The organism is Bdellovibrio sp. ZAP7, from assembly GCF_006874645.1.
GTDB lineage: Bacteria > Bdellovibrionota > Bdellovibrionia > Bdellovibrionales > Bdellovibrionaceae > Bdellovibrio.
Window position 1 is genome coordinate 1,832,676 of sequence record NZ_CP030082.1, and the last position, 22,377, is coordinate 1,855,052.

Below are 22,377 nucleotides of genomic sequence, written 5' to 3' on the forward strand. Positions count from 1 at the left end.
GGCCCCTTACGGGGCCTTTGTGCTTGGAGAATTTGTGAATCCATTGTGGAAGTTAAGAGAATCAGATACCGAGGTGGCGACACCTGAGAAAGTCGAGGGGCAATGGCCATCCTTGATCGGTAAGCTCTTGGCTGCGCGTGGATTCACTCAACCTCAAGAAGTTGAAAAGCTGTTATTTCCAAAGCTCGTAGATTTGAAAGATCCTCTTTTGTTAAAGGGGATGTCTCAAGCACTGGAGCGTCTGGGACAAGCTTATCTCAATAAAGAAAAGATCTGCATTTATGCGGATTTCGATTTGGATGGGACTTCAGGACTCGCTCTTTTAAAAACCGGTATGCAGGCTTTGGGTTTTACCGAAGTGTTGCACTATCAGCCCAAGCGCTTGTCTGAAGGTTACGGCTTTCATGCGGCAGCGGTGGAAGAGTTAAAGTCCCAGGGTGTGTCTTTAATTATCACTGTCGACGTCGGGATCACCGCTCATGCGGCGATCGATAAGGCTCGGGAGTTGGGTGTGGATGTGATCCTTACGGACCATCACTTGCCAGCAGAAACTTTGCCTCAAGCTTACGTGATCATTAATCCCAATCAGGGAACTTGCGAAAGTGGTTTAGGTTATTTATGTGGTGCGGGAGTTGCATTTTATCTGCTTCGCGGATTGAAAAGATACTTTCATGATCACGCCGAACTGCCTAAAAACAATTGGGATTTAAAAGAAGTCTTAGATTACTTCACGATCGGTACTTTGACCGATATGGTCCCGTTGGTTGACGATAATCGCGTGTTGGTAAAACACGGTTTGGTTAAACTTGCCGAGACGAAAAGAGCCGGACTTCGAGCATTACTTGAAGAGTTGGATCTGCAAGATCGTGCTTTAACCAGCCAAGACGTGGCGATTCGCTTTGCCCCCAAATTAAATGCACTTTCCAGAATGGAATCGGGGATTCTTCCGATTGATATTTTTCTTTTAGATGATGTTTCTAAAGCTCGCGATATGGTTCGTCAGGTGATGAAGAACAACTCGACGCGCGTTCAGCTTCAAAGTGATGCAGAAACAGAAGCTCAAGAATTACTTAAAGAGTGGCCACATAAAGACTTTGTATTTGTGGCTTCTCCAAATTTCCACCGCGGTGTTGTCGGTTTGATCGCGACGAAGCTGACTCAAGTCTATAACAAACCAGCCTTCGTCGGTTCTGTGGGTGATGACGGTATGATCGTCGGATCCGCTCGTTTGCCACAAGGTCAGGAAGCATGTCTGGTCGAGGCGATGGGTTCGGCAGCAGAGTTGATGAGCCGTTTTGGTGGTCACTCGGCGGCAGCGGGATTTGAAATCGCAGAAACGAAAGTCGCTCAGTTTGTGGATCGTTTGAGCGGGCATTTTTCGGATCTTCGCGAAAAGCCAAAGCCGTTAGAAATCTTTTACGATGTTCAAGCAAGTCTTCCCGAAGTCAGCGCCAGCCTAATGAAGTGGTATGATTTTGTCGGTCCTTTTGGGGCAGGCTTTGCGATTCCATTAATTCATTTTTCAAATATTCAGATTTTATCCAAACGCGAGCTTAAGGGTGGTCATCTGCGCTTAAAGCTGTTTGATCCTGATAGCAACGCGACGATGGAAGCCCTGTTATTTACACCGACTCCTCGTCAGGTGGAAACTTTGCACACGGTGCCGGGTTTTTATGATATCTTAGGGGAGCTTCAGTGGAATTACTTTGCTGGGCAAAAAACAATACAAATCCTGATTCGTGATCTGAAGGCCATGTCATGAAGAATAAGAAAAAAGTCGTTGTCCTTTTGTCGTCGGGCTTAGACTCGACTGTTAATATTTTTGAAGCGATCAAGCACCATCACGAAGTGGTGCTGGCTTTGACGTTTAATTATGGTCAAAAGGCAGCAAAAAAGGAAATCGAGCAGTCTGCTAAAATTGCGAAATTCTTAGGTGTGCCCCATAAAGTTTTGGATGTGACTTGGTTTAAGGAATTTAACAAGTCCTCTTTGCTGGTCGATGATCAAAAAGTTCCCACAGGCAATGATGTTGAAATCGACAATATGGAAAAATCTGCGGAATCTGCAAAATCTGTTTGGGTTCCCAATCGCAATGGGATTTTCCTAAATATCGCTGCTGCTTATGCAGAAGCCTTGGGTGCAGACTCCGTGATTCCGGGATTCAATGCTGAAGAAGCCGCGACCTTCCCTGATAACTCAATTGATTATCTAAAAGCGGCAACTCACGCGTTCTCATTTTCCACTTCCAACAAAGTGACAGTGGGTTGTTATACGGCTCACTTAAATAAACCTGCGATCGTTCTTTTAGGGCAAGGCCTGGATGTTCCTTGGGAATTGACCTGGCCATGTTATTTCGCCGGGGACGAGTGGTGCGGGCAGTGTGAATCTTGTAAGCGTGCGAAGCGCGCCTTTGCCTCGGCAAATGTTGACGTGAAAAACCTCTTTAAGGAGTAGTCGCCATGGAAATGCATTTTATTGAAAAAAAATTCGCTTACGATGGCAGTCAGCTTCATTCCTTGTTTGCGTATCTGGAGCACGGGGTTTTGGGGCCTTCCATTATTTCCTGGATCGGCCGCTGTGATATTCCGTTTTCTCATATGGTCGACGGAGAGGATTTGCTGGCGAACGCCGTGATCGCTGGCGATGAGATGCTTCACTTCATTATTGAAGTGTTCGATCGTGATCTGTTTAGTGGAGTGGCGTTGCAACGCCTGTTTGCCTCGATTGCCCGCGATTATATGCAGGCCCATGCGGGGAGTGCTTTAAAAACTGAAACACTGATCCGCGATGGTGACGACATCTATTGGGGAGATCGCAAACTTTCCATCAGTATCGCCACTCGTTCGCCGGTTTCTACGATGGTGCATTTTGCGATGAATATCACGAATGAAGGCACTCCGGTAAAAACAGCCTGTCTGAATGACTGGAAAGTAGATCCCCGCAGAACTGCGGAGGATCTAATGACTTTATTTAAAAAAGAATACGAGACGATTGTTACGGCGACTCAAAAAGTTCGCCCTGTTCCTTAGTGTCGAGAATGATCTACCGCCGGGACACCCGTGGTCTCGGTGAATTTTTTTAAAGGTAGATCATAGACGACTTCATGACCCACAGCATTTTCACGAACAGCTTTGATTTTCAGCTGGCCTTGGCCTGATATTTTTCCTTGCGGCACGCAGTGAAAATGATTTCCGCCCATGATTCCACATTTGTATGCGATCACTTTTGCGCGGCCTTTTCCTTGGAAAACCGCCGTCACTGAAGAGTTTTGAACAGTGGGATTTTTAAATTCCATGTCCAATAAGAAAATATGAGCACCTTGAACTGGGTCGATTTCAAGCTCGGTATGAAAAGGTCCTGGCATTTTTATGTGCCCGCCATTGGGACCAGGGCTATCTTCGCCGTGGGCTTGGACTAAAAGAGGAGAGGTGGCTAAGGCAATGGTAAGTAGGGTTTTATAAAACATGGCGGGCTCCTTATCCTGTAATAGGAATCAGGAGCTTACTTTGTGACAGCGAATTTTTATTTTGCGGGACTGGTCGCTGGAGAAGCTGCGGATACCGCTGGTGCGACCGGAGGCGCAGCTGGAGTCTTAACTCCAGCAGGTGTCGCACTCGCAGCCGGAACTTGAGCTGGTGTTGGCGGTGTTACGCTAGCTGGAGCTTTTGAGGGAGACTCAGCAGGGGCTGGGGGCGGTGGTACTGCAGGTGCCGTAACTGCCGGAGTCGACTTCGGAGCTTCTGTCGTCGGAACCATTGGCGCTGGTGCAGTTACGCTCGCTGGTGTTTTATTCGGTACGATGGCGACTGTCGGTGATGGCGATGGCGGCTTAGGTGGTTCTGCTTGAACCATGTGAACCGGTGTTGAAGAAGTCACCTGGTTTGCTAAAGCTGCGGCCTTATCTTTTGGCATCGAGCGCAGTGTGCCGGAGACAATCATATTCAAAGTGTTTCTCATCGGGATGAAAGCCTCTGAACTGATTTTTTTGCCGGCAATAGCTTTATCGATATAGCGCAAGGACTTTTGCGCCGTCATTGGATTGAAATCGGTCATCGCTCTTGCAAAATAAACCTCTGCCAGTCCCTTCAGACATTTTTCATTGTCAGGCGAGTGAGAAAGACCCTTGGCATAAAGCTGTTCAGCCGTATCTAAAGACTTCGCTTGATCCAGGGGATTCTTAGCCGCTTGAGTGCGGATATTTGTACCCTTGCCCGCATAGGCATCGGCTAAAGATTTCTTCGCCATGCCGTAGGGATTTGTTTTCACAACTTCTTCGCCCACGGAGATGGCATCATCCCAGCGGCCAAGTTGCTGAATGTAAGCCGTGAAATTACCAGCAAGCCAAGAATTACCTGGGTCGGCCTTGATCGCGTATTTATAAAATGCGATTCCATTTTCGACTTTACCTTGTTGAATTAACAACTCACCCAAGGCAGCACCAGCACGGGCTTTGTCGGCATTGTTATGGGCAATCTCAAGTGCTTTATTGTAAGAGCCAATGGCCGCCTGATTTTGATTTAATTCTTCCAGAACCTTTCCGCCCAGGAAATACAAATCAAAATCTTTTTGAGAGGCCTTATAGGTCTGATTGAAAGTATTAGAAAGACTTGATTTATCGTCCCGAGACAAAAGAATCCACGTTTTCTGTTGCAGAATTTTTGGATCATTCGGGTAAGCGCTATTAAGCTTGTCTACAATTTGCGACGCCAGGTCCAAGTATTCTTTTCTATCCACACCGTTATGAATATAGTTGATGCGTCTTAGGGCGCGAGCTTTAACTAGCAAAGCGTCCTTGTTTTCAGAATCTCTGTCTAAGATCTGGTTTGCGATGTGATAAGCATCATGGGCGCCTTGAATTGATTTTGGTCCACCGATGTCGAGTTTTTCGTTGGCCTTAACGATCGTGTAGTCTTCCAGACGGCTTTGCAGGGTTGCTGCCGGTGCAATCGGGTTGATTAAAACCTGGCGGCCTTTAAAGCACTCGGGGATATCTCCCGTCATATATTGGAATTTTTCTGAATTTAAATCCTTAGCAGAGATGCGCACTTCATTGAAGGCGATATCATCGACGATTTTAAAACCACCGTCTTCTTTGATAAAGTCGCGGGAAATCGTGTACCAGGGGGTGAAAATCGAACAGCCTTCTTGATAGCCAACGAAATCAAAACCTTTCACGTGAGTGATGGTTTTTTCCGAGTAACGTGCGATAAGATTCGCATCGGTCACACGGTAACCCATAAGCGCCATCGTATATAAAACAGTCTGCGGGAATCCCGTGTCCAGATAAAGCTTTTGATCATGCCAAGTGGTGAGCTCTTCGCCAATAGTCTTTTGAGTTCCAGAAATTTTATTGACGATACGATTTCGGAAGTTAACTCCCTCGTACATTCCTTTGGAGTTTTCAGGGTTCGAGCGCAAGTAAGTCATGATTGTTTTCTTACCTGCGTCTTCGCTTTTTGCTAAGGAGGCTTCGATCATGTATTTTGCGTACTCGCCCGTCGCTTCAAACTTTGTTGTCGTGTCGGAGGTATTGTCTTGATTGATTTTGATTGTTTTATCAAATGTCAGAAGGGACTCGCCGGATTTTGGGTAGGGCAGGTATTCCAAAGCTTTCGCCTGGTCGCTGACTTCGATCGCATGTGAACCCGCGATATCCGCAAACACATAGCCAGAGTTGCTCACCATGTTGGTCGGATCCACCCAAAGGATGTTGTCTCCATCTTTAACTTTTACGATCGCATGATTGAAAAGAGAAGGATTAACCAGCTCCGGAGCCGATAGTTCTGGTTTTAAACGAGACAATTCTTCCAGGCCTGAACGTTTAACCAGGGCCACCTTCGCATCCAGCCCCAGGGCTCTTAACATCGCCGTCGTCGCTAAAGAGAAGTCTTTGCAGTCTCCGGTTTTAGTGCGAGCAATATCTTTTAACGGTTGCGCGATGTACATCTTCTCAAGACTTGTCCAGTTGCCTGAATAAGTCATGACGTTGGCAAGCTCTGACGTCACGATATCGATTTTTTCTGTCGTCGTTGCGGCTTTTTTGGCTTTATTCACAATGCGCGTGAACGGAGCTGGCAATGTTTTTACAGCCAGGATCTTTTCCCATTTTTGAGAAACGGGAGTGATAAATTCAGCCCAGTTATTCATGGTGCTGACGTCAACACGGGAGATTTGGTCTTTGCGAAGGATCGCCAGGGCTTCTTCCGGAACTTTAAACAGAGGCTTAACTTGTTTAAATTCAAAAACGTAATATTCGCCCTCTTTGCTTTCTTTGGTTTCTAGAACTTTCCAAGGGTCGTTGACGTTCACGTACAGAGGCAGCAAAGACTTGATTTTTGCACGGCCAGCCCATTCCGGAGCGTGCACACCCATCACATAAGTTTGTTGAAAAAGACCTTTAACAAGGTTCTTTTTCGTTTTCATTTTTACTGTGTATTTAGTGATGGAGCCAATCTTGATGTTGTTAAAGGGAATGACCATTTCGCGAAGGTGATTGATGCCTTGTTGGGGGCCCTTGGCGCTTCTTGTTGTGACATCCTTGGGATTTACCGGTGACTCAACACCATCCGTGAAAGTGGAGCCTTTGATAAAAGTGACTGTGGCTGCATCCGGAGCAAAGGGAATGGTTTGTAATACCAATTCGTTACGACCTTTTTCATTCATCACTTTCATTTCCGATTCCAAAGTGGATTCGGCAAAACCATTTTTGTCGATGATGGCTTCATGAGAGCTATTCACGATGGTGAACGGCATTTCTTGTTCTTGCATCCAATCAGCCTGGGCAGAAAATGACATAAACAAGAAAGCTAGCGATGTTAGTGAAATCAGTCGTGTTTTCATATTATCTTTTTCGGATTTTAAGGGCCCAACTTAATTAGTTATCTGTTTATATTGTTCCTGGACCTACCGTTCTCAAATTGATTCGCTGATTTTTCTGTTTTTTGTATAGGAATCTGTCACAAACCTCGACCTTGTGCCCTAATATTACAGCAGGGAGATTTTATGGAATCGCAGCAATCAGAACATTCAAATTCAGTGACGGATCTTCAATTGGTGGGGATGTCTTGCGTAAACTGTGCTGCAAAGATTGAAAAAACACTTAATGCCATTCCTGGAGCTGTGGCCACGGTGAATTTTGCGACTGAAAAAGCGCATATTGAACATTCAGAATCTGTGGCTCCAGAGGATTTGATAAAGGCGGTCCAAAAAGTTGGTTATCAAGCCTTTGAAATGAACTCGCCAACAGATGTTCAGGCTTTTAAAAATGAAGCCGCTGCGGAATATCGTCGTGATCTGACTCATTTTATCGTTTCCGCACTTTTAACAGCTCCGTTTTTGCTGGAGATGGTGATGATGTTTTCCGGTCATCACGAATTTTTGCCTCGCTGGTTTCAGGTTGTTCTCGCGACCCCTGTTCAATTTTGGATTGGCTGGCGTTTTTACCGGGGATCTTATTATGCGTTAAGGAATAAAAGTGCCAATATGGATGTTCTTGTCGCCTTAGGCACATCCATGGCCTATTTATTGAGTGTGGTCGTGACCGTTTTAAACTGGCACGAACAGCATGTGTATTTTGAAGCCAGTACAGCAGTGATCACTCTGATTCTTTTAGGAAAATTGATGGAGTCCCGCGCGAAAGGAAAAACTTCTGAAGCGGTAGAAAGCTTGATTCGCCTGCAGCCAAAATCAGCGATGGTCAAAAAGGGCAGTGAGTGGGTCGCAACCTCCATTGAGCATGTTTTAGTGGGAGACGTCGTCCTGGTAAAAAACGCTGAGTCTATTCCTGTAGATGGCGTGGTGGTGGAAGGTTCATCGACCATCGATGAATCTATGTTGACCGGTGAAAGCATGCCCGTGGAAAAAAGTATTCAGGATCATGTTTTTGCGGCCACTCTAAATCAAGATGGAGTTTTGCAGGTTCGCGCTACGAGCGTGGGATCTAAGACTCAGCTTGAACAAATTATTAAAATCGTTTCAGCAGCTCAAGGATCCAAAGCCCCCATCCAAAGGCTTGCAGATAAGATTTCAGGAGTCTTTGTGCCCGTCGTGGTTGCAGTTAGCATTGTAACTTTCTTTGCAACTTGGTTGATTATGGGTGATTTGCAGGCGGCGTTTATTTCATCCGTATCAGTTCTGGTGATTGCTTGCCCGTGTGCTTTAGGTTTGGCAACGCCCACTGCAGTGGTGGTGGGGATCGGGAAGGCGGCTCCCCTAGGGATCTTATTCAAAGATGCAAAAGCCCTGGAGCAAGCTGAGAAAGTCAATTACGTGGTTTTAGATAAAACCGGAACGATCACGGAAGGACATCCCGTCGTAACAGCACACACCTCGGATGACGTATTGAAACTCGCAGCAAGTCTTGAGCGAGGTTCTTCGCATCCCTTGGCACATGCGATTATCTCCGAAGCGCAGCGCAAGGGTTTTGAATCGTATGAGGTGAAAGATTTCAAATCTGTGACCGGTCTTGGCGTCGAAGGCGTGATTGGAGGGTTGCATTACCGTCTGGGGCGTCCTCATTGGGTTTTGAATGGTCAGGGAATTGCTGCAGAAATGAAAGACGCTGAAAACAACGGGCAAACAGTGATGGTCCTAGCAAGCGAAACGAACGTATTAGGATTTATCGCCGTTGCCGATAAAGTCCGTGAAACCTCGAAGCAGGCTATTGCCGCATTAAAAGACCTGGGTATCACGGTGATAATGTTAACCGGGGATAACGAAGGAACCGCAAAAGAAATCGCTCGGCAAGTCGGAATCACTGAGTTTAGGTATGGTGTTAAACCAACTGACAAAGCCAATGTCATCGTATCCCTGAAACGTAAAAAACACGTGGTCGCTATGGTGGGTGATGGAATCAATGATGCCCCAGCGCTGGCTATGGCGGACATAAGTTTTTCTATGTCGTCAGGAACGGATATCGCCATTGAAACGGCGGATGTCACTTTGATGAATAACGATTTGATGTCTATTGTTCACGCAGTGAAACTTTCGCAAGTCACTTTAAAAAAGATTCGTCAGAATTTATTCTTCGCGTTTATTTATAATACTCTGGGTATTCCGCTCGCCGCATTAGGGATGTTAAATCCTGTGATCGCAGGGGCCGCGATGGCGATGAGCTCAGTTTCTGTAGTCAGCAATTCTCTATTGCTTAAGAAAAAGAAAGTTTAAGCAGAGTCTTTTTCTTTGGATTTAATATAGGCGTCCACCAACCACAGACGAATGTGTTTAAGGTAGGCGTCCTTCATTCCGAAAAAGACGAAATGGTTTAAATAACCTTCATCAGTTTTGTTTTCTTCAGAATAATTGACCGTCGCGATGATTTCAGGATTTTGATGTTCTTCCATACGCCATAAGATGAATTCGCGGAAAGCTCCCGTGCTGATTGCACGGTGATATTTCATCACAACTCCAGCTTCAGAGATTTGCGTGATTTCAACAGGATTCGCTACTTTCGCATCAAGCTCTGCTTTAACATATGGAAGCGTTGTCGGTTCCACGGTGGTGATCGCAAAGTTCGTGATAAGTTTCTTTGCAATATACATTTTGTCCAGCGGTGTGAAGTAAATGTCTTTACACCAGCGACTCATGTCAGCCACTTCTGGTGGATTAATTTTAGTGCGGGAAACAATAATCAGCTGGGGAGTTTCTTTCCACTCCGTGCTGTGTTTTTTTGCGCGTTCTTTCATTTTTTCAACCAGCGCGTTCCAAGTTTTCTCTTTCTCGATATCCAGCATGTGATAGTTGATGATGACCAAATCAGGATTGATTGGAGGATTTTGGCGTTCTTTGCTGTCTAAATCCTGCAGGTCAGAAAGAAGTTGCCCCTGGCTTTTATAGCTAAAGACTTCCACATTTTGAAAGCGCTGATTGAGCATCGTTTTAAACTCGATATCCAAGGGCTCGTCATCATTCAAAAGAATGATGCGAGTTTTCAAATTCCCCAGGGGAGTTTGTAAATCCAAGGTTTGATGGTTTTTATTTTGCAAAATGTCCCGTCGGATCTTGGCGATTTGGGCTGGATCCGCAGCGACAAATTGGAAGGTGCAAAGATACTCTTTGATCGAGATTTCTTTACAAGCGACACAAACAGCCAGCAAACTTTTCTTGCTATCAGAAGAAAAGGAATCGCTATAGTACTTGGTAATCGCACCAATTTTAATCTCGTGATTGTTCAAACTTGTAAACCCAATCTCAGACAATGACTGCAACTGAATATCTTTAAGCATTTCAATAGTCGCTGATATCTTCGCAGCAGTCAGTGTTGAGCTTGTCACAGGGTGGTGACCCGTCAAAGCGTATTGCAGATGCTCTTTGACGATTAATTTATCAAACGGCTTATAAAGGACGTTATTGATAATGCGATCTTCGGCAAGCTTGATATCAAAAGTAGGGCTTTCAAAAGCCGTCAAAATCAAAGCGGTGGGTTCTTGTTCAGAACACATTTTTTTACGAATGAAAAAGTCACGGGCGCGCCGAACAAGGCCCAAATTTTTAGTGCCCAGGAATTCATCTTTTGCAATGACCAGACGAAGTTCATCCGCGATGGAGGGCTCGGTTAAGTCGGAAAGGTCTGAGGGGTGTTTCGTGCCAGCACCAGCTAAAGCCTTAGCGCCTTCATGCACGGCAATTTTCAGAAATTCATGGAAGCTTGCAAGATTCTTGAAGAAGCGAATATGAAGCTGAGGATCTATACTTTTCAGGCTTTCATATAGATCCTGACTTGTTCTCTCATCATCTTCGAGTATCAGGATAAACTTCATAGTACTATTGTATCTTGAAATGGGACCAAAAACCAGATGGCTGGATTTTGGTCTCGAAATGAGAGTTTAGCGAAACAGGAAGTACACCGCTCCCACGAGACAAAGCCCCGCATAGAGGTAATCCATCTTAAGTGGTTGACCCATATACCAATAAGAAAATCCCGCAAAGACCACCATCGTAATGACTTCCTGGATGATCTTTAGTTGCGGCAAAGTATAAACTTGGGAACCCAATCTGTTAGCCGGTACCTGGAAAATATACTCAAACAGGGCGATACCCCAGCTGACCGCGATGGCGATCCAAAGGGCTGAGCTCTTAAGACTTTTCAAATGCCCGTACCATGCGAAGGTCATAAAGATATTGGAAATCAACAGCAGGACAAGAGGGCTTACGTATTGAAGCATTACTTATGGGTCCTTTGATTGTAGGCGTGATTGCACAGAAGACTTGCGATGCGACGATACTCACTCAATAAATCCAAATGGATCGAGCTGGTATTGATCGAAGTATTCAGGCCGCGATTCAAGCGGCTGATATGATTTTCGCGCAAAGAAATTTCAAGCTTCGCCAAATCCCGTTTCAGCTGAATGGCTTCCTCGCAGAGCTCACGGTTTTGATAAGCGTTGACCGCCATCGCAGCAACCTTCACAACTTGTTCGTGCATTTCGCGAATTTCAGCCCAGCCTTCACCAGAAAACTCCAGTTTTAAAGCATTCTTTTTAATCGCAAGCGCCAAAATGTTGATGTCAATTGCATCCGCCGCACGTTCTGCGTCACTTAGAAACATGATCATGTTCATGATGTTTTGATGAACTACGGTGCTGGATTTATTAGCATGGTCCAATAAGAACATTTTTGTTTCGCGGTAAAGGAAGTCGACCTTGTTGTCGCGATCTTTGATCGAATCAAAAACCTTTGGATCATTGGTTTCAAAAAGTTTGATCGAATCCTTGATCATGCCGATCACGATATCGGCCGTGCGCATGATTTCGCGGTTCGCATAAGACACTGCCAGGGCCGAACTCTGGTAGTTGTTCATGTTTACGAACTCTGTACCAAATTCCTCAGAGGCGGCTTTCGGGAACATTTTCTCAATCCACTGAGCCCCTTTATCGATGAACGGATAAAAAAGGATCGCTGAAATAATATTGAAAATCAAATGGGCGTTCGCAATCGAACGCTCCACAGTCGAGTCAAAGGTCATTAAGAAATCAATAAAGAGCTGCGTAAAGGGGTAAAAGATCACGACACTTATGGTTTTGTAAAAGAAATGGGCCCAGGCGACCTGACGCCCGATGTAGTTGCCGCCCGCTGCGGAAATCAATGCAACCGACGTCGTTCCGATATTAGCTCCGTAAACCCAGATCATGGCATCGTAAAAAGTGATCGCTTTCACCGCTGCCAAACTCATCGCCAGGCCGATCGTGATCGCAGAGCTTTGCACAAACGCGCAGAACACGATAGAAATCATCAACGAGTACCCAGGATTGTCACGAACACTTTGGAAGAACTCCGTTAGCATCGGATTTTCTGCAAAGTGATGAGAGGCCGTGGATACCAGCTTAAGACCTAGAAACAATAATCCAAAACCCATGCAGGCCAGTGCCAGATTTCTGAAAACAGTCTTTTTGGCTTTAAAATAAAACGCAAATGAAATTGCAAAAACGGGAAGTGCATACTGAGTCAGATCAAAAGAGATCAATTGTACGGTCAAAGTGGTACCAATCGCGGTCCCAATGATAACACCCATGACCTGACGTAAGTTAATGACTCTAGCGGAGCCCAGGCCCACAAGCATGGAGGTCGCAGCGCCCGAACTTTGCATCAGAGTGGTGAGGCCCACTCCGGTCAGGATGGCCAAAATTTTACTTTGGGAAAGATGATTTAAAAGGCTTGTGATCTTACCAGCCATCAACTTTTCCAGCGACGAACTGGTGATAGACATTCCGTATAGGAAGAGCGCAACACCGCTGACAAGTAAAATAAAGAAGGAATTCTCTGTATTGATCATAAAGAATTATTTTAGCAGCATTTTTTTAGTTTTAGGAAGCAGCAATTCTGATTTATGCTGAGTCTACCTCGAAGGAGTTTCCGATGTTGGATCTAAAAAAGCCCGTTTTGGTAGTGGCTGCAGTCATTCGTAAAGAAAATGACTCGGATAAGCGCATTTTGCTAGTGCGTCGAGGCCCCGAACAAAGCGGTGCAGGATTTTGGGAGTTCCCCGGGGGAAAAGTGGAGCCTTCAGAGTCGCCCGAGCAAGCGCTTCGGCGTGAAATTGATGAAGAACTCGGAATTGCTATCACCGTAGGCAAGTTTATTGGTGAGCAGGATTTCGCTTATCCTTCGAAAACCATTCGTCTGAGAGTTTACGAAGCATTGACTATGAGTTCAGAGATTATTTTAACTGAGCACGATGCGATGAAATGGTTAAAGGCCGATGAAATCGTCAAAGAAGAGCTCTCAGCCGCGGATCGACCTTTTGTAGAGATGCTTCAAGGTAAAAGATAAGTTCGTTCATTTGGAGTGGGAAGGCGGCAAAAGTCTCTTTTTCCAAACCATGAATAGCGATTTTTTGCGACAAGTTTGTAGAGACTGTCTCGGATAAATCCAGGGAGGACCCACCCAAGTCGAGACAGACCATAGACTCCACCCAAACCCGAAAGAATTTTAAGTACCGCCGCAGATCGGTGATAGATCTTACCTGACTCATAGTAGATCACTGTATCCAGGTTCTCGCGATCTTGAGCGGGAAGAAGCGCCTCCGCCGTCGAACCTTGGAGTGGGGCGAACAAAAAACGATGCTGTGGATCGCGAGTAATGACAGCATCCACAAAGCCATTACAAAGATGGCAGACGCCGTCGAAAAACACCACATTTCTCATTTTTACATCTTCCTTTTCCATAGCAATCCCAGGCTACAATCATTATACTACTTAAACAAGCTGTGGGGGCCTCACGAATGGAAGTATTTTTGTTTCCTTTGGTCAATGTGACGTTGTTTCCGCATACGACCAAACCCCTAAATATTTTTGAGCCTCGATATCTGACCATGGTGAAAAATGCTGTGGCCAATAATATTCCGATCGCCATGGGTTATATCGAGGATCCATCCAAAGTTGCTCCGGTTCCTCCGGGTGAGCCAGTGCCTTTTGTCCGTGAAATCGCTGGCTACGGCTATGCCCAAATTATCGAAGAACGAGTGAATGGAACTCTTCTGGTCTTTTTGCAGGGGCAAGGCAAGTTACGTTTGAAACATACTGTGGATTACAAAACTCCCTACATCGTTTGTCAGTCTGAAATCATTCCTGAGCAAACAATCGTCGATCCACATCACCTAGTGCGCCTGCATGCGCTTAATAAAGTTCTTATTCGCTGGATTCACACACACATCCCAGATCCTGCTCAGCGGGACATGTTTTTGCGAAATCTAAATCGCCCCGAAGAAGTTGTGGGAGCCTTTGCCTCTTACATGGTGCGCGATTACGACTTGCAGCAGATGGTGCTTGAGTACAACGATATTAACGAAAAGGTGGATTTTCTCCACCGTCTGACTGAATCAAATGAACTGACGACTTAAGGTTTAAGTCGTCGTCGGCGCAGGATTGCGCGTGAAGAAAACCCATTGAAGTAAAACCACCCAAATCACCTGCGCCAAGCAAAGGTGCGTGATTTTCATCCAGGTAGGCGCGTGTAAAAAGAGCGTGCTGAAGCCAAACAGAATTTGCACAATCAAGATCACACTCATCTGTACAGATTTTTTCTTTAGCAGAACGTTTTCCGTGGTCTGCGCTTTAAGCCAGAAAAACAAAGCCAGGCTTCCTGCCCCCACAACCGCAAGAACCGGGTGAAGTCCGCGCAGGCGAATTAGATAGTGAGAGTCTGAAGACAAATCCGCAAGCAAACCTTCCATAATATTATCAGTCGGGAACAGGGAATTTGAAAGGGCCGCCCAGGCACCGGTCGTACCAAGAGCTACGATAATCCAGGGAAGCAGTTTATACTTTTTGTAGTTCGCAAGGGGAGTCGGTGTCGTGTCATTCAAAGCGGCTGCTGCATAAGCCAAAGCCACAGCCCCCGTTAACATAAATGAATTCACCTGATGCAGGGCCATCACGAAGGCACGATAAGGTGTATCGTTCGTTGTCACGAGTTTAAAAAGAACAAGCTTTGCTCCCAGGAGCGCTTCGGTGACCATGAAAATCAGCGTTGCCACGGCGGCTTTACGTGCAAAGTGACCGACTGGATAAAGTTTTCGCGCCATCCAGAAAAAGTAAATCACGACAAAACCATAAATACCCGACATCAGGCGATGACCATACTCGACCCAGGTTTTCCCGCGTTGGGCTTCAGGAATCAACTGGCCGTGGCATAGTGGCCACGTATCGCCACAACCGTCGCCAGAGTGAGAAATACGCACCCAAGCGCCCCACAGAATCACCAGAATCGTGTAAATCAAAAGCCCAAATGCAAGTTTCTTGTATTGAGTTCGTGTCATCATGGGCAAAGGGCTATCACGGGCTTGAAACTCGGTCAATAAACGGCTCTAATAGACCGCATGAGTAATCAACATCACCATCATCATCACAGTCATAGCTCAGGCCATCATCACCATCACAGCCATGGAGCTGTCATCGGACGTATGCGCTTTGCATTCATTCTCAACCTGGGGTTTGCCTTGGTGGAGTTGGTGGGTGGCTATTTGACGAACTCCGTTGCAATCATGAGTGATGCTCTTCATGACTTTGGGGATGCGTTGGCGATGATTATTGCTATTGTGATGGAGAAAGTTTCTCACAAAACCAGTGATCAGAAATTTTCCTATGGCTATCGTCGTTTTTCTGTTTTAGGCGCTGTTATTACGGGCATGGTGTTGATCATCGGCTCCGTTTTTATTTTGATTGAAGCGGTCCCTCGTCTTTTGAACCCGCAGCAGGTTCATGCTGATGGGATGTTGATTCTTGCGGTGTTCGGAGTGGCCATCAATGGTTTTGCGGCACTGCGAGTTTCCAAAGGCACTTCATTGAATGAACGCATGTTAATGTGGCACATGATCGAAGACGTTTTGGGTTGGGTTTTGGTTTTGATCGGCGCCTTGGTAATGAAGTTTTGGGATGTTCCTCAAGTGGATGCGGGACTTGCCGTGACATTGTCGCTGTGGATTTTATTTAACGTCTTTAAAAACCTGCGTGAAGCAATGAAGGTTTTCTTGATGGCTTCCCCAACGGGGGCCTCTGTTGAATCTGTCTCTGACAATATCAAAATGAACCCGCTTGTCGTGGATGTTCATCACGCGCATCTATGGTCTTTAGATGGAGAAAATCACGTTTTTACCGCTCACGTAGTTCTAAAAGGGGATGCAACTCCGGCCGATATGGAAGCTGTGAAACACCAGATTAAAAAACAAGTGAAAGAATTTGGGATCATAGAAGCGACTATTGAAACAGAACTTATGGGCGTTTCCTGTGTCGATCCTCATCACGCCTAGGCTGAAACATTGTTCTCATTATATTCGGAACCTTCTATAAGGATCTGAAAAATCACGACAACTCGCGGATGTTCGTGGTGTCTTGTTTGTTTTGTTCCGATAAGGAGCGATCAAACGAGGCTTCTATGTCGGTGAAAAACAAGTCAGGGAACGCTATATTGCAGGTGCTTGCCGCGATCGTGGTTATGGGCATCAGTTTCTATTTCTTGTCGGCCTACGTAATCGCTCAACGAAAACAAATCGTAAAAACTAAAAATGTGGTGACGTTGAAATTCGCAGTGAATAGTGCGATGGACTACGTCGTATTCGGTGTTCGTCAAAAGTATTGCTTCGACAACGGAACGATTTTGCAAAACATCGATGCTTGTAATTGGAAGCACGCAGGGAATGTTGAACGCCTGGTTATGTCAGATGAGCAACTTCAATCTTTAAGAGAGATGGTCGCAGCCGGTGCCAATATCGGACCGCATGATGCCGATATGAGTAAGCTGCGCCTGGATAAGATTGACCTGATGTTAAACTTTCCGGTCTCTCCAGCACATCCCTTGTTTCCGATCGTGGATGCTTTAAAAACAGTTGTGAATGAAACAAACGGTCAAGTGATCAAGGTTAAAGGAATTCACATCGTACTTAATCGTCCTGAAAACAGTGGCTATTTACCCAAGGCAGGACGCGAAGTTTACATAATGGCCGAAGCTTCGTTATTAGATGATGGCAACGAAGTGATCCAAGTGGGACGCGTACCTTTAAGTGTTCGATCACAGATTGCGATTTATCCCCGGGAAATGGGTTCCTTCGCTTTGGTGCTGCCTAAGGATCTTCATATGGATCAGTCGTGGAATGCATCTACGACAAACGGCGACGTGATTCTTCACAAGTTTAATGACCGAGCCTCACTCGGTACAAGCACGGGGCTTGTCTTTAATAGTCCGGTGTTTGTGAACGGTAACATCTATTTACCGAATGACACCGGAGATGCAGGGACTTCGAACTATGCTGCGGTTACATTTGCAGACCGAGTTTATATGGGGAATGGGTGGATATTAAAGTCCGACGGAAATCCCTATGCTCCTGCGACCCTGGGTGGCTTGCCAGACCGGTATTGGTCGGACTCTCGCGTGTTTGGTGGTTTTTTAAATGGAATTGAAAATGACGGAAGTTCTGATGCCGGATTGGAAGTGATGTCTGGGCAAGTGAGTAATTTGCCCGCCGGCGATTTTGACTGGAATCGTATTTGTGCCGATTATAATAAAAAGACAGTCGACATTGGCACCATGAAAGTTTCTAAGATCAAAGCAAAAATGGTTGATGATTCAACTGACGGTTCCACGCAAAAATCCAAATATAAAATTACTTTGAGTAACTATAATCAGTACTATCCGCAAAAAAATCCGATTCCAGCTCCGAATGTTGAAAAGTGGAAGCCGGGGACAGCCTCTGTCACGAATATTAATAAGTATGGTGATGCAACGACCACGGGGGCAGTAACTTCCATCATTCTGGCCTACGGGATTGGATCAGACTATCGCGAAGTGATATTTGATATGACGAAATACGGGACAGCTGTTTTGCAGCCGCAGGTTGTAAATGAAGATCGTCGTAAAAATTTGGAAGCGGCTCTTAAAGAAGCTAACGATACGATCAATAAGTCCTCTGACAAAACGAATGCTCTGCAATCTGATTTAAATAAATCGAATACTGATTTAGCCGCTGCAAATACAGATTTAGCAAAAAAGAAAGATGAATTGAATGCAGAATTGGCAAAACCAGTTTACGCAAGCCCTTCTCCGAGTCCGACCGTAAGTCCAAGCCCCACGGCAAGTCCGAGTGCCAGCCCAACTGTGAGTCCTTCTCCGACGGCTTCACCATCTGTATCTCCGACCGTATCTCCTTCGGTAACTCCGACAGCGTCGGCCAGTGTGACTCCTTCACCATCAGCGACAACAAGTCCTTCTCCAAGTCCTTCTCCAACTCCAACTCCGACAGCAACCGTGGGAGATCCATCCCTGTATCAAAATCCTGATACGATAGCTAAGCTGAACCAGGAGATCGATGCTTTAAACAAAAAGATCAATGATCTGCAGGCGCATATTGCTGATTTAAAAAATGTTCAGATTCCAGCGAATGATAAAAACAATTCGGAAGCAAAGGCCACTGTGTCTTCAGCTACAGCGGCCCTGGCCGATTATCAGCAAATGATCGACAATCCTCCGAAATTTACGATTGAGATGGATGCGATGAAAACGGGAAGTGGTCGTGAATATCTGGACCGCGCCTATTTATCTGTGAACCTAACAAATGCAGCTAACTTACGCGACACTGATGGAAATAAGATCACCGTTTTTTCGGTCCGTTTTAAAGCCTATGATGGAACTTATTGGAATAGTATACCGGTTGCGCCCGATGCAAACAGCCCCACGCATTTGCTTGGTTATCTCAATTATTCTATTGATAGTGCTGGTAATATCACAAGACCTTCGGGGCTTTCTGCCACAGCTAACACCTCTGGCACAGAAGAAGATGAGTCCGGTAATTCAACCGACATTGCGCAAGCCTGTGAAGATTTTTACGACAACATGAACTCTCAATCCTTCGGAGCCGCAAACTGGGGAACAAGCTTTGCCGGAGGTACACGTTCTTCATGGAATTTTGCGGGTGTTGATAGTTCCGTTCCTAAAGAAAAGGGACACGAAAGTGAACCGATCTTGGAAGAAAGAATATTTAATTCAGACAGTACTGAATTCTTAGTGAATTCCATCGTTGGAAATTGTGTCATTAAAGCCGGTACAAACTTTGTCACGGGTTTTTATACTTGTGACAATTTGACTATCGAGGGTGGACGTACGAAGCCTCTGACAATCATTGGGACTTTTATCATTGGTAAGACTTTGAAAATCAATGAACAGGCCATTCGTATCGGAATTCAGTGGAGTAGCATTTATCATCCGCAATCTACGCGTATCTTGCGTTCACGAAAAATTTTGAAACCCATGACTGAGCCAGATAACGTCGCGAAGTGTGATAATTTACCATCTCCCATTTGGCATCCCATTCCTTCCATTCAAGAAACTGCAGATCGCATGGCTTGTAACGTGATCAGTCTGCGTGCGAAGGCGGATCCTTTCAAGTGGACGGCGGTGGATCCTGATTGTGGAGTGGATCCGGCAAAACAACAGACAGTTCCAACATGCAAACGTCGTATTATTCGTTATTTCGTGGTTGAGCAATCCAGAGAAGGGTTGGGAATGTAATGAAAAAACTTAATTCTCGGGGACAAACAATAGTTGAATCTCTGGTGGCGTTGGGATTGATTTCCTTTATCGGTCTTATCTTTTTTGGTGGTTTGGTGCAGCTTCGTAAAACGACGTCTGATAGTTTGCTGGATTCCGCTACGGATAGGCAGATTGCTGATATCGCTGAAAACATCAAGGCGGGCGTACAAAAGTACCAGGTGAATTTCAATCTTGATAAAGCAGCGCTAGAAACTTTATTAAAGCCGGAAAATCTTCCCATGGTGTGGGATGTCGGTGTGGTGGCTGAAAAAGGTCAGTGTGATCGATGTCAGGGAACCTATGGGTATGTCATTCAGCCTTTCGACAAGTATCGGGGTCTTTACATGGTGACCCTTCGTCTTTCACATAAAAGCTGGCTCCCGCATGAGACCTATCGTGACTACAACTTTATAGTGAGTGCGAAGTGATGTTTAGAAATCAAAAAGGCTTAACTTTAGTGGAAATGATGCTCGGGATCGGTTTATTCGCGATCGTGATTTCTATTATTGTTTCAGTTCAGGTGAAAATGTCTCAACAACAGGTCGAGATGATTAGAAAACTGGATGATTCCGTTGATCAGCATTTGGCTGAAAGGATCCTATTCAAAGATTTAAGTGGCATCGATATTTCCTACAATAATCTTATCGTTAAAGACGACCATGGAAATAACTTTTATGATTTTTATCCCGATATCACAGAGAACATTTTAAAAGTTCGGGCCGATCGCGAATTGAATTTAAAGCTAGGTGGGAAGGATTCATTTTTCGTTTTCTCTCAAAATTCAGCGGCAGGCCCACTTTTAACCTATGACCCTATGTGGGCCTATGATGTCGGTCCAGAACCCGCAGATCCAAATACTCCAGCAACACTGGAATTCAATGGTGAAAAAAATAGGAAATGGATTTCAAATGAAAGTAATGGCGGTCGTCCTGGCTTTTGGAAAGTCGGGCACCTTTTGTTTTATGATACTCCCAGCCGTATTCGTCCCAGTGTTGGGGATGTCATTGATAAAACGATTCCACCACGAAGTTCATTTTATTTGGGCGCTGTTATTTCTGGAAGCGATCTTTTACAAAATGTTTCAGGTGAGGCTGCAGGGCTTTTTAATATGACTGAACCAGACAGCGGGGATGCGATCCCGAGCCTTGACGGTTTTTTAAGAAATGTACCTTCTGTGGGGGGCGGTCAGACGGTGGTGCGTGTGCGTGCTGCTAGACTTGTAAAGTATTACATCGAACCTGATACGAAAAAAAATGCAGATCTTTATAAGCTTGCTCCAGCGAATTTTTTTATGGCGGAGTATCGCGATGGTCAGTTTGAAAAGCCCACATTGCTTGCTGACGGTGTGGGGCGAGTTTTGTTTCGTCGTGATTCAGTGGTCAAAAAAATGATTTACTTCAAAATTGAAAAAGCAGAGTTGAAATAGAATGAATTTGGATAGTTCAGGACGTTTTTTGCGCAAGGGGAGCGTTATGAAAAAAAGTATTTGCTTGATAGCTATCGTCGCGTGGTATTCCGCAGTTGCTCACGCTGATCAAGCGTCCGTGGTGACGGTCGGTAAAGACGTACCTATGGCGGTCAACTCTGTTTCCACTGGTGAATCCCTATCGGGTGCTCCAGCCTCTGGAACAGTGACTCGTTCGGGAAAAAGCACCATGACAGTTCGCTTGATCAACTCCTGCTTTGCAACGAATTTGCGGGCGGTTTCAAATCCGTTGGCGAAAAGCTCGCTGATTAATGCTGATATCGATATCATGGTGGGTGGTACCAAGTACCATCTGTTTGCAGAATATCCCGCTGCCCTCGTGGGTGCTGGCGGAAGTGGTGTTCCAGCTTCTGGGACCGTGTCGAACTTTAATGCTTCTAAAGCCAGTGTCGATCCTGTCGGGGGGACCGTTTCGGCGTTTGGTAATATTGTCGAATTCAGAACGAAAATACCTACGGCGGTTACCGTTGATAATGAAGCTAATATCACGATTTCGAAAGATTCAGTTTCTTTAGGAAAGATGTCTTTCCTGCAAACGGTTCAAGACTGCAATGCGGGACCTGTGTTTGGTGATTATGGTTGGTCATCTAAAATGCCGACTTATAAATGTGGTGCATTCATGGGGAAAGACGGGGATATAACCGCAACATTTGGTGGTTTTAACGTTGCTCCCGACCGTTCCTTGGTTGAACTTTTCATCAGCTTTCCGGGCGAGACGGGTTTTTGTGGAGGGTTCTGGTCACCGTTGATGGTATTCTTTGATGATAAACTTCCTAAGTTTAATACTCTTTCTGATTTCCCTTTAAACCCAGGGGGAAAAGTCTATTGGCCAGATGCAAAGAGCCCTGGATTTTTTCTGGCGATGGATCGCGATCGCAACGGAAAGATCGATCAAAAGGATGAACTTTTTGGTGATAACAATTCGGCTATTAATGGCTTTGAGTCTTTGAAGAAACTCGATAGCAATCATGATGGTTTCATTGATGCTAAAGACAAAGACTTTGCAAAATTAGTCTTATGGAATGACGAAAATGCAGATGGTATCAGTCAACCTCGGGAACTGACAAAAGCAGGATTGAAACTTACTAGAATTTCTTTGAAATACCGTGTGAGTGCAGAAAGTTTAGGAAACGCGGAAATTCGCGAGCGTGCAAAGTTCTGGTACACCGATTCGAAAGGAAAGGTGCGCGCGGGTAATATTTATGACATTTGGCTTGCACCTCATATTCCGAGCCGTCTTGCAGAAACGAAATTATGAGATGACAGGTCTCATGAAGAGACGTTTCCTATATTAGGATTTCAGTGCAAATTTTGAAATGTCTTTAAATGAAACAGAAGGACGTTTTTATTGATACAAAAGTGCGCAGATACTTAGC

At 45.3% G+C, this 22,377-nt stretch carries 18 protein-coding genes; 11 read left to right on the top strand and 7 right to left on the bottom strand.

The genetic code is table 11. From position 1 onward, the window contains the following. Positions 1–19: 19 nt before the first annotated feature. From recJ to DOM22_RS08875, 3 genes are read left to right on the top strand one after another with little or no spacing between them, the layout of a single operon-like run. Positions 20–1,762: a single-stranded-DNA-specific exonuclease RecJ gene (gene recJ, locus DOM22_RS08865; RefSeq protein WP_246845913.1), complete on the top strand. Its 1,743-nt coding sequence runs from the start codon at positions 20–22 to the stop codon at positions 1,760–1,762. Next, on the top strand, positions 1,759–2,454 hold the full coding sequence (queC, locus tag DOM22_RS08870) for a 7-cyano-7-deazaguanine synthase QueC (RefSeq protein WP_142700014.1): 696 nt from the start codon (positions 1,759–1,761) through the stop codon (positions 2,452–2,454). Before recJ ends, queC begins: the two co-directional genes overlap by 4 nt. A gap of 5 nt (positions 2,455–2,459) precedes the next feature. Continuing rightward, complete coding sequence (locus DOM22_RS08875; protein WP_142700015.1) at positions 2,460–3,029, top strand: DUF366 family protein; 570 nt, start codon at positions 2,460–2,462, stop codon at positions 3,027–3,029. Here the strand turns inward: DOM22_RS08875 and DOM22_RS08880 are convergent. Beyond that, the gene (locus DOM22_RS08880; protein WP_142700016.1) at positions 3,026–3,466 is read right to left on the bottom strand and encodes a hypothetical protein; all 441 of its coding nucleotides are present in this window, start codon (positions 3,464–3,466) and stop codon (positions 3,026–3,028) included. The two genes, DOM22_RS08875 and DOM22_RS08880, sit on opposite strands and share 4 nt — an antisense overlap. A gap of 56 nt (positions 3,467–3,522) precedes the next feature. Beyond that, a complete protein-coding gene (locus DOM22_RS20190) occupies positions 3,523–6,840 on the bottom strand; it encodes a DUF3857 domain-containing protein (RefSeq protein ID WP_142700017.1) in 3,318 nt (1,105 codons plus the stop codon). A gap of 162 nt (positions 6,841–7,002) precedes the next feature. Between DOM22_RS20190 and DOM22_RS08890 the strand changes: the two genes are divergently transcribed. Beyond that, entirely contained in the window at positions 7,003–9,165 is a 2,163-nt protein-coding gene (locus tag DOM22_RS08890; RefSeq protein WP_142700018.1) for a cation-translocating P-type ATPase, read from the top strand. Here the strand turns inward: DOM22_RS08890 and DOM22_RS08895 are convergent. The 3 genes from DOM22_RS08895 to DOM22_RS08905 all read right to left on the bottom strand — a co-directional run bounded on the left by DOM22_RS08895 (position 9,162) and on the right by DOM22_RS08905 (position 12,769). Beyond that, the gene (locus DOM22_RS08895) at positions 9,162–10,757 is read right to left on the bottom strand and encodes a hypothetical protein (protein WP_142700019.1); all 1,596 of its coding nucleotides are present in this window, start codon (positions 10,755–10,757) and stop codon (positions 9,162–9,164) included. The genes DOM22_RS08890 and DOM22_RS08895 overlap by 4 nt on opposite strands. Before the next feature lie 66 nt (positions 10,758–10,823). Next, positions 10,824–11,162 (bottom strand): DMT family protein, encoded by a 339-nt coding sequence (locus tag DOM22_RS08900; protein ID WP_142700020.1) that lies wholly within the window; start codon positions 11,160–11,162, stop codon positions 10,824–10,826. Then, entirely contained in the window at positions 11,162–12,769 is a 1,608-nt protein-coding gene (locus DOM22_RS08905; RefSeq protein ID WP_142700021.1) for a Na/Pi cotransporter family protein, read from the bottom strand. Before DOM22_RS08905 ends, DOM22_RS08900 begins: the two co-directional genes overlap by 1 nt. 83 nt (positions 12,770–12,852) lie before the next feature. Here DOM22_RS08905 and DOM22_RS08910 point away from each other — a divergent pair, with 83 nt between their 5' ends. After that, positions 12,853–13,266, top strand: coding sequence for a (deoxy)nucleoside triphosphate pyrophosphohydrolase (locus DOM22_RS08910; RefSeq protein ID WP_142700022.1), 414 nt, complete (start codon positions 12,853–12,855; stop codon positions 13,264–13,266). On the opposite strand, the gene DOM22_RS08915 is transcribed toward DOM22_RS08910, so the two are convergent. After that, a complete protein-coding gene (locus DOM22_RS08915; RefSeq protein ID WP_142700023.1) occupies positions 13,251–13,661 on the bottom strand; it encodes a thiol-disulfide oxidoreductase DCC family protein in 411 nt (136 codons plus the stop codon). The genes DOM22_RS08910 and DOM22_RS08915 overlap by 16 nt on opposite strands. A gap of 56 nt (positions 13,662–13,717) precedes the next feature. Here DOM22_RS08915 and DOM22_RS08920 point away from each other — a divergent pair, with 56 nt between their 5' ends. Beyond that, positions 13,718–14,335, top strand: a complete 618-nt coding sequence (locus DOM22_RS08920; protein WP_142700024.1) for an LON peptidase substrate-binding domain-containing protein — start codon at positions 13,718–13,720, stop codon at positions 14,333–14,335. A gap of 3 nt (positions 14,336–14,338) precedes the next feature. Here the strand turns inward: DOM22_RS08920 and DOM22_RS08925 are convergent, their stop codons facing one another. Then, positions 14,339–15,256 carry a heme A synthase gene (locus DOM22_RS08925; protein WP_246845914.1) on the bottom strand — a complete coding sequence of 306 codons (918 nt, stop codon included), beginning with the start codon at positions 15,254–15,256 and terminating at the stop codon, positions 14,339–14,341. A 57-nt stretch (positions 15,257–15,313) separates the two neighbouring features. Between DOM22_RS08925 and DOM22_RS08930 the strand changes: the two genes are divergently transcribed. The 5 genes from DOM22_RS08930 (at position 15,314) to DOM22_RS08950 (ending at position 22,259) form a co-directional block, all read left to right on the top strand. Further along, complete coding sequence (locus tag DOM22_RS08930; RefSeq protein WP_142700025.1) at positions 15,314–16,243, top strand: cation diffusion facilitator family transporter; 930 nt, start codon at positions 15,314–15,316, stop codon at positions 16,241–16,243. 125 nt (positions 16,244–16,368) lie between these two features. Beyond that, positions 16,369–19,494: a PT domain-containing protein gene (locus DOM22_RS08935; protein ID WP_142700026.1), complete on the top strand. Its 3,126-nt coding sequence runs from the start codon at positions 16,369–16,371 to the stop codon at positions 19,492–19,494. Next, complete coding sequence (locus DOM22_RS08940; protein WP_142700027.1) at positions 19,494–19,943, top strand: hypothetical protein; 450 nt, start codon at positions 19,494–19,496, stop codon at positions 19,941–19,943. The genes DOM22_RS08935 and DOM22_RS08940 overlap by 1 nt, the downstream gene beginning before the upstream one ends. After that, positions 19,943–20,941, top strand: a complete 999-nt coding sequence (locus DOM22_RS08945; RefSeq protein ID WP_246845943.1) for a type II secretion system protein J — start codon at positions 19,943–19,945, stop codon at positions 20,939–20,941. Before DOM22_RS08940 ends, DOM22_RS08945 begins: the two co-directional genes overlap by 1 nt. A 46-nt stretch (positions 20,942–20,987) precedes the next feature. After that, positions 20,988–22,259, top strand: coding sequence for an EF-hand domain-containing protein (locus DOM22_RS08950; RefSeq protein WP_142700029.1), 1,272 nt, complete (start codon positions 20,988–20,990; stop codon positions 22,257–22,259). The last annotated feature ends 118 nt before the right edge of the window (positions 22,260–22,377 follow it).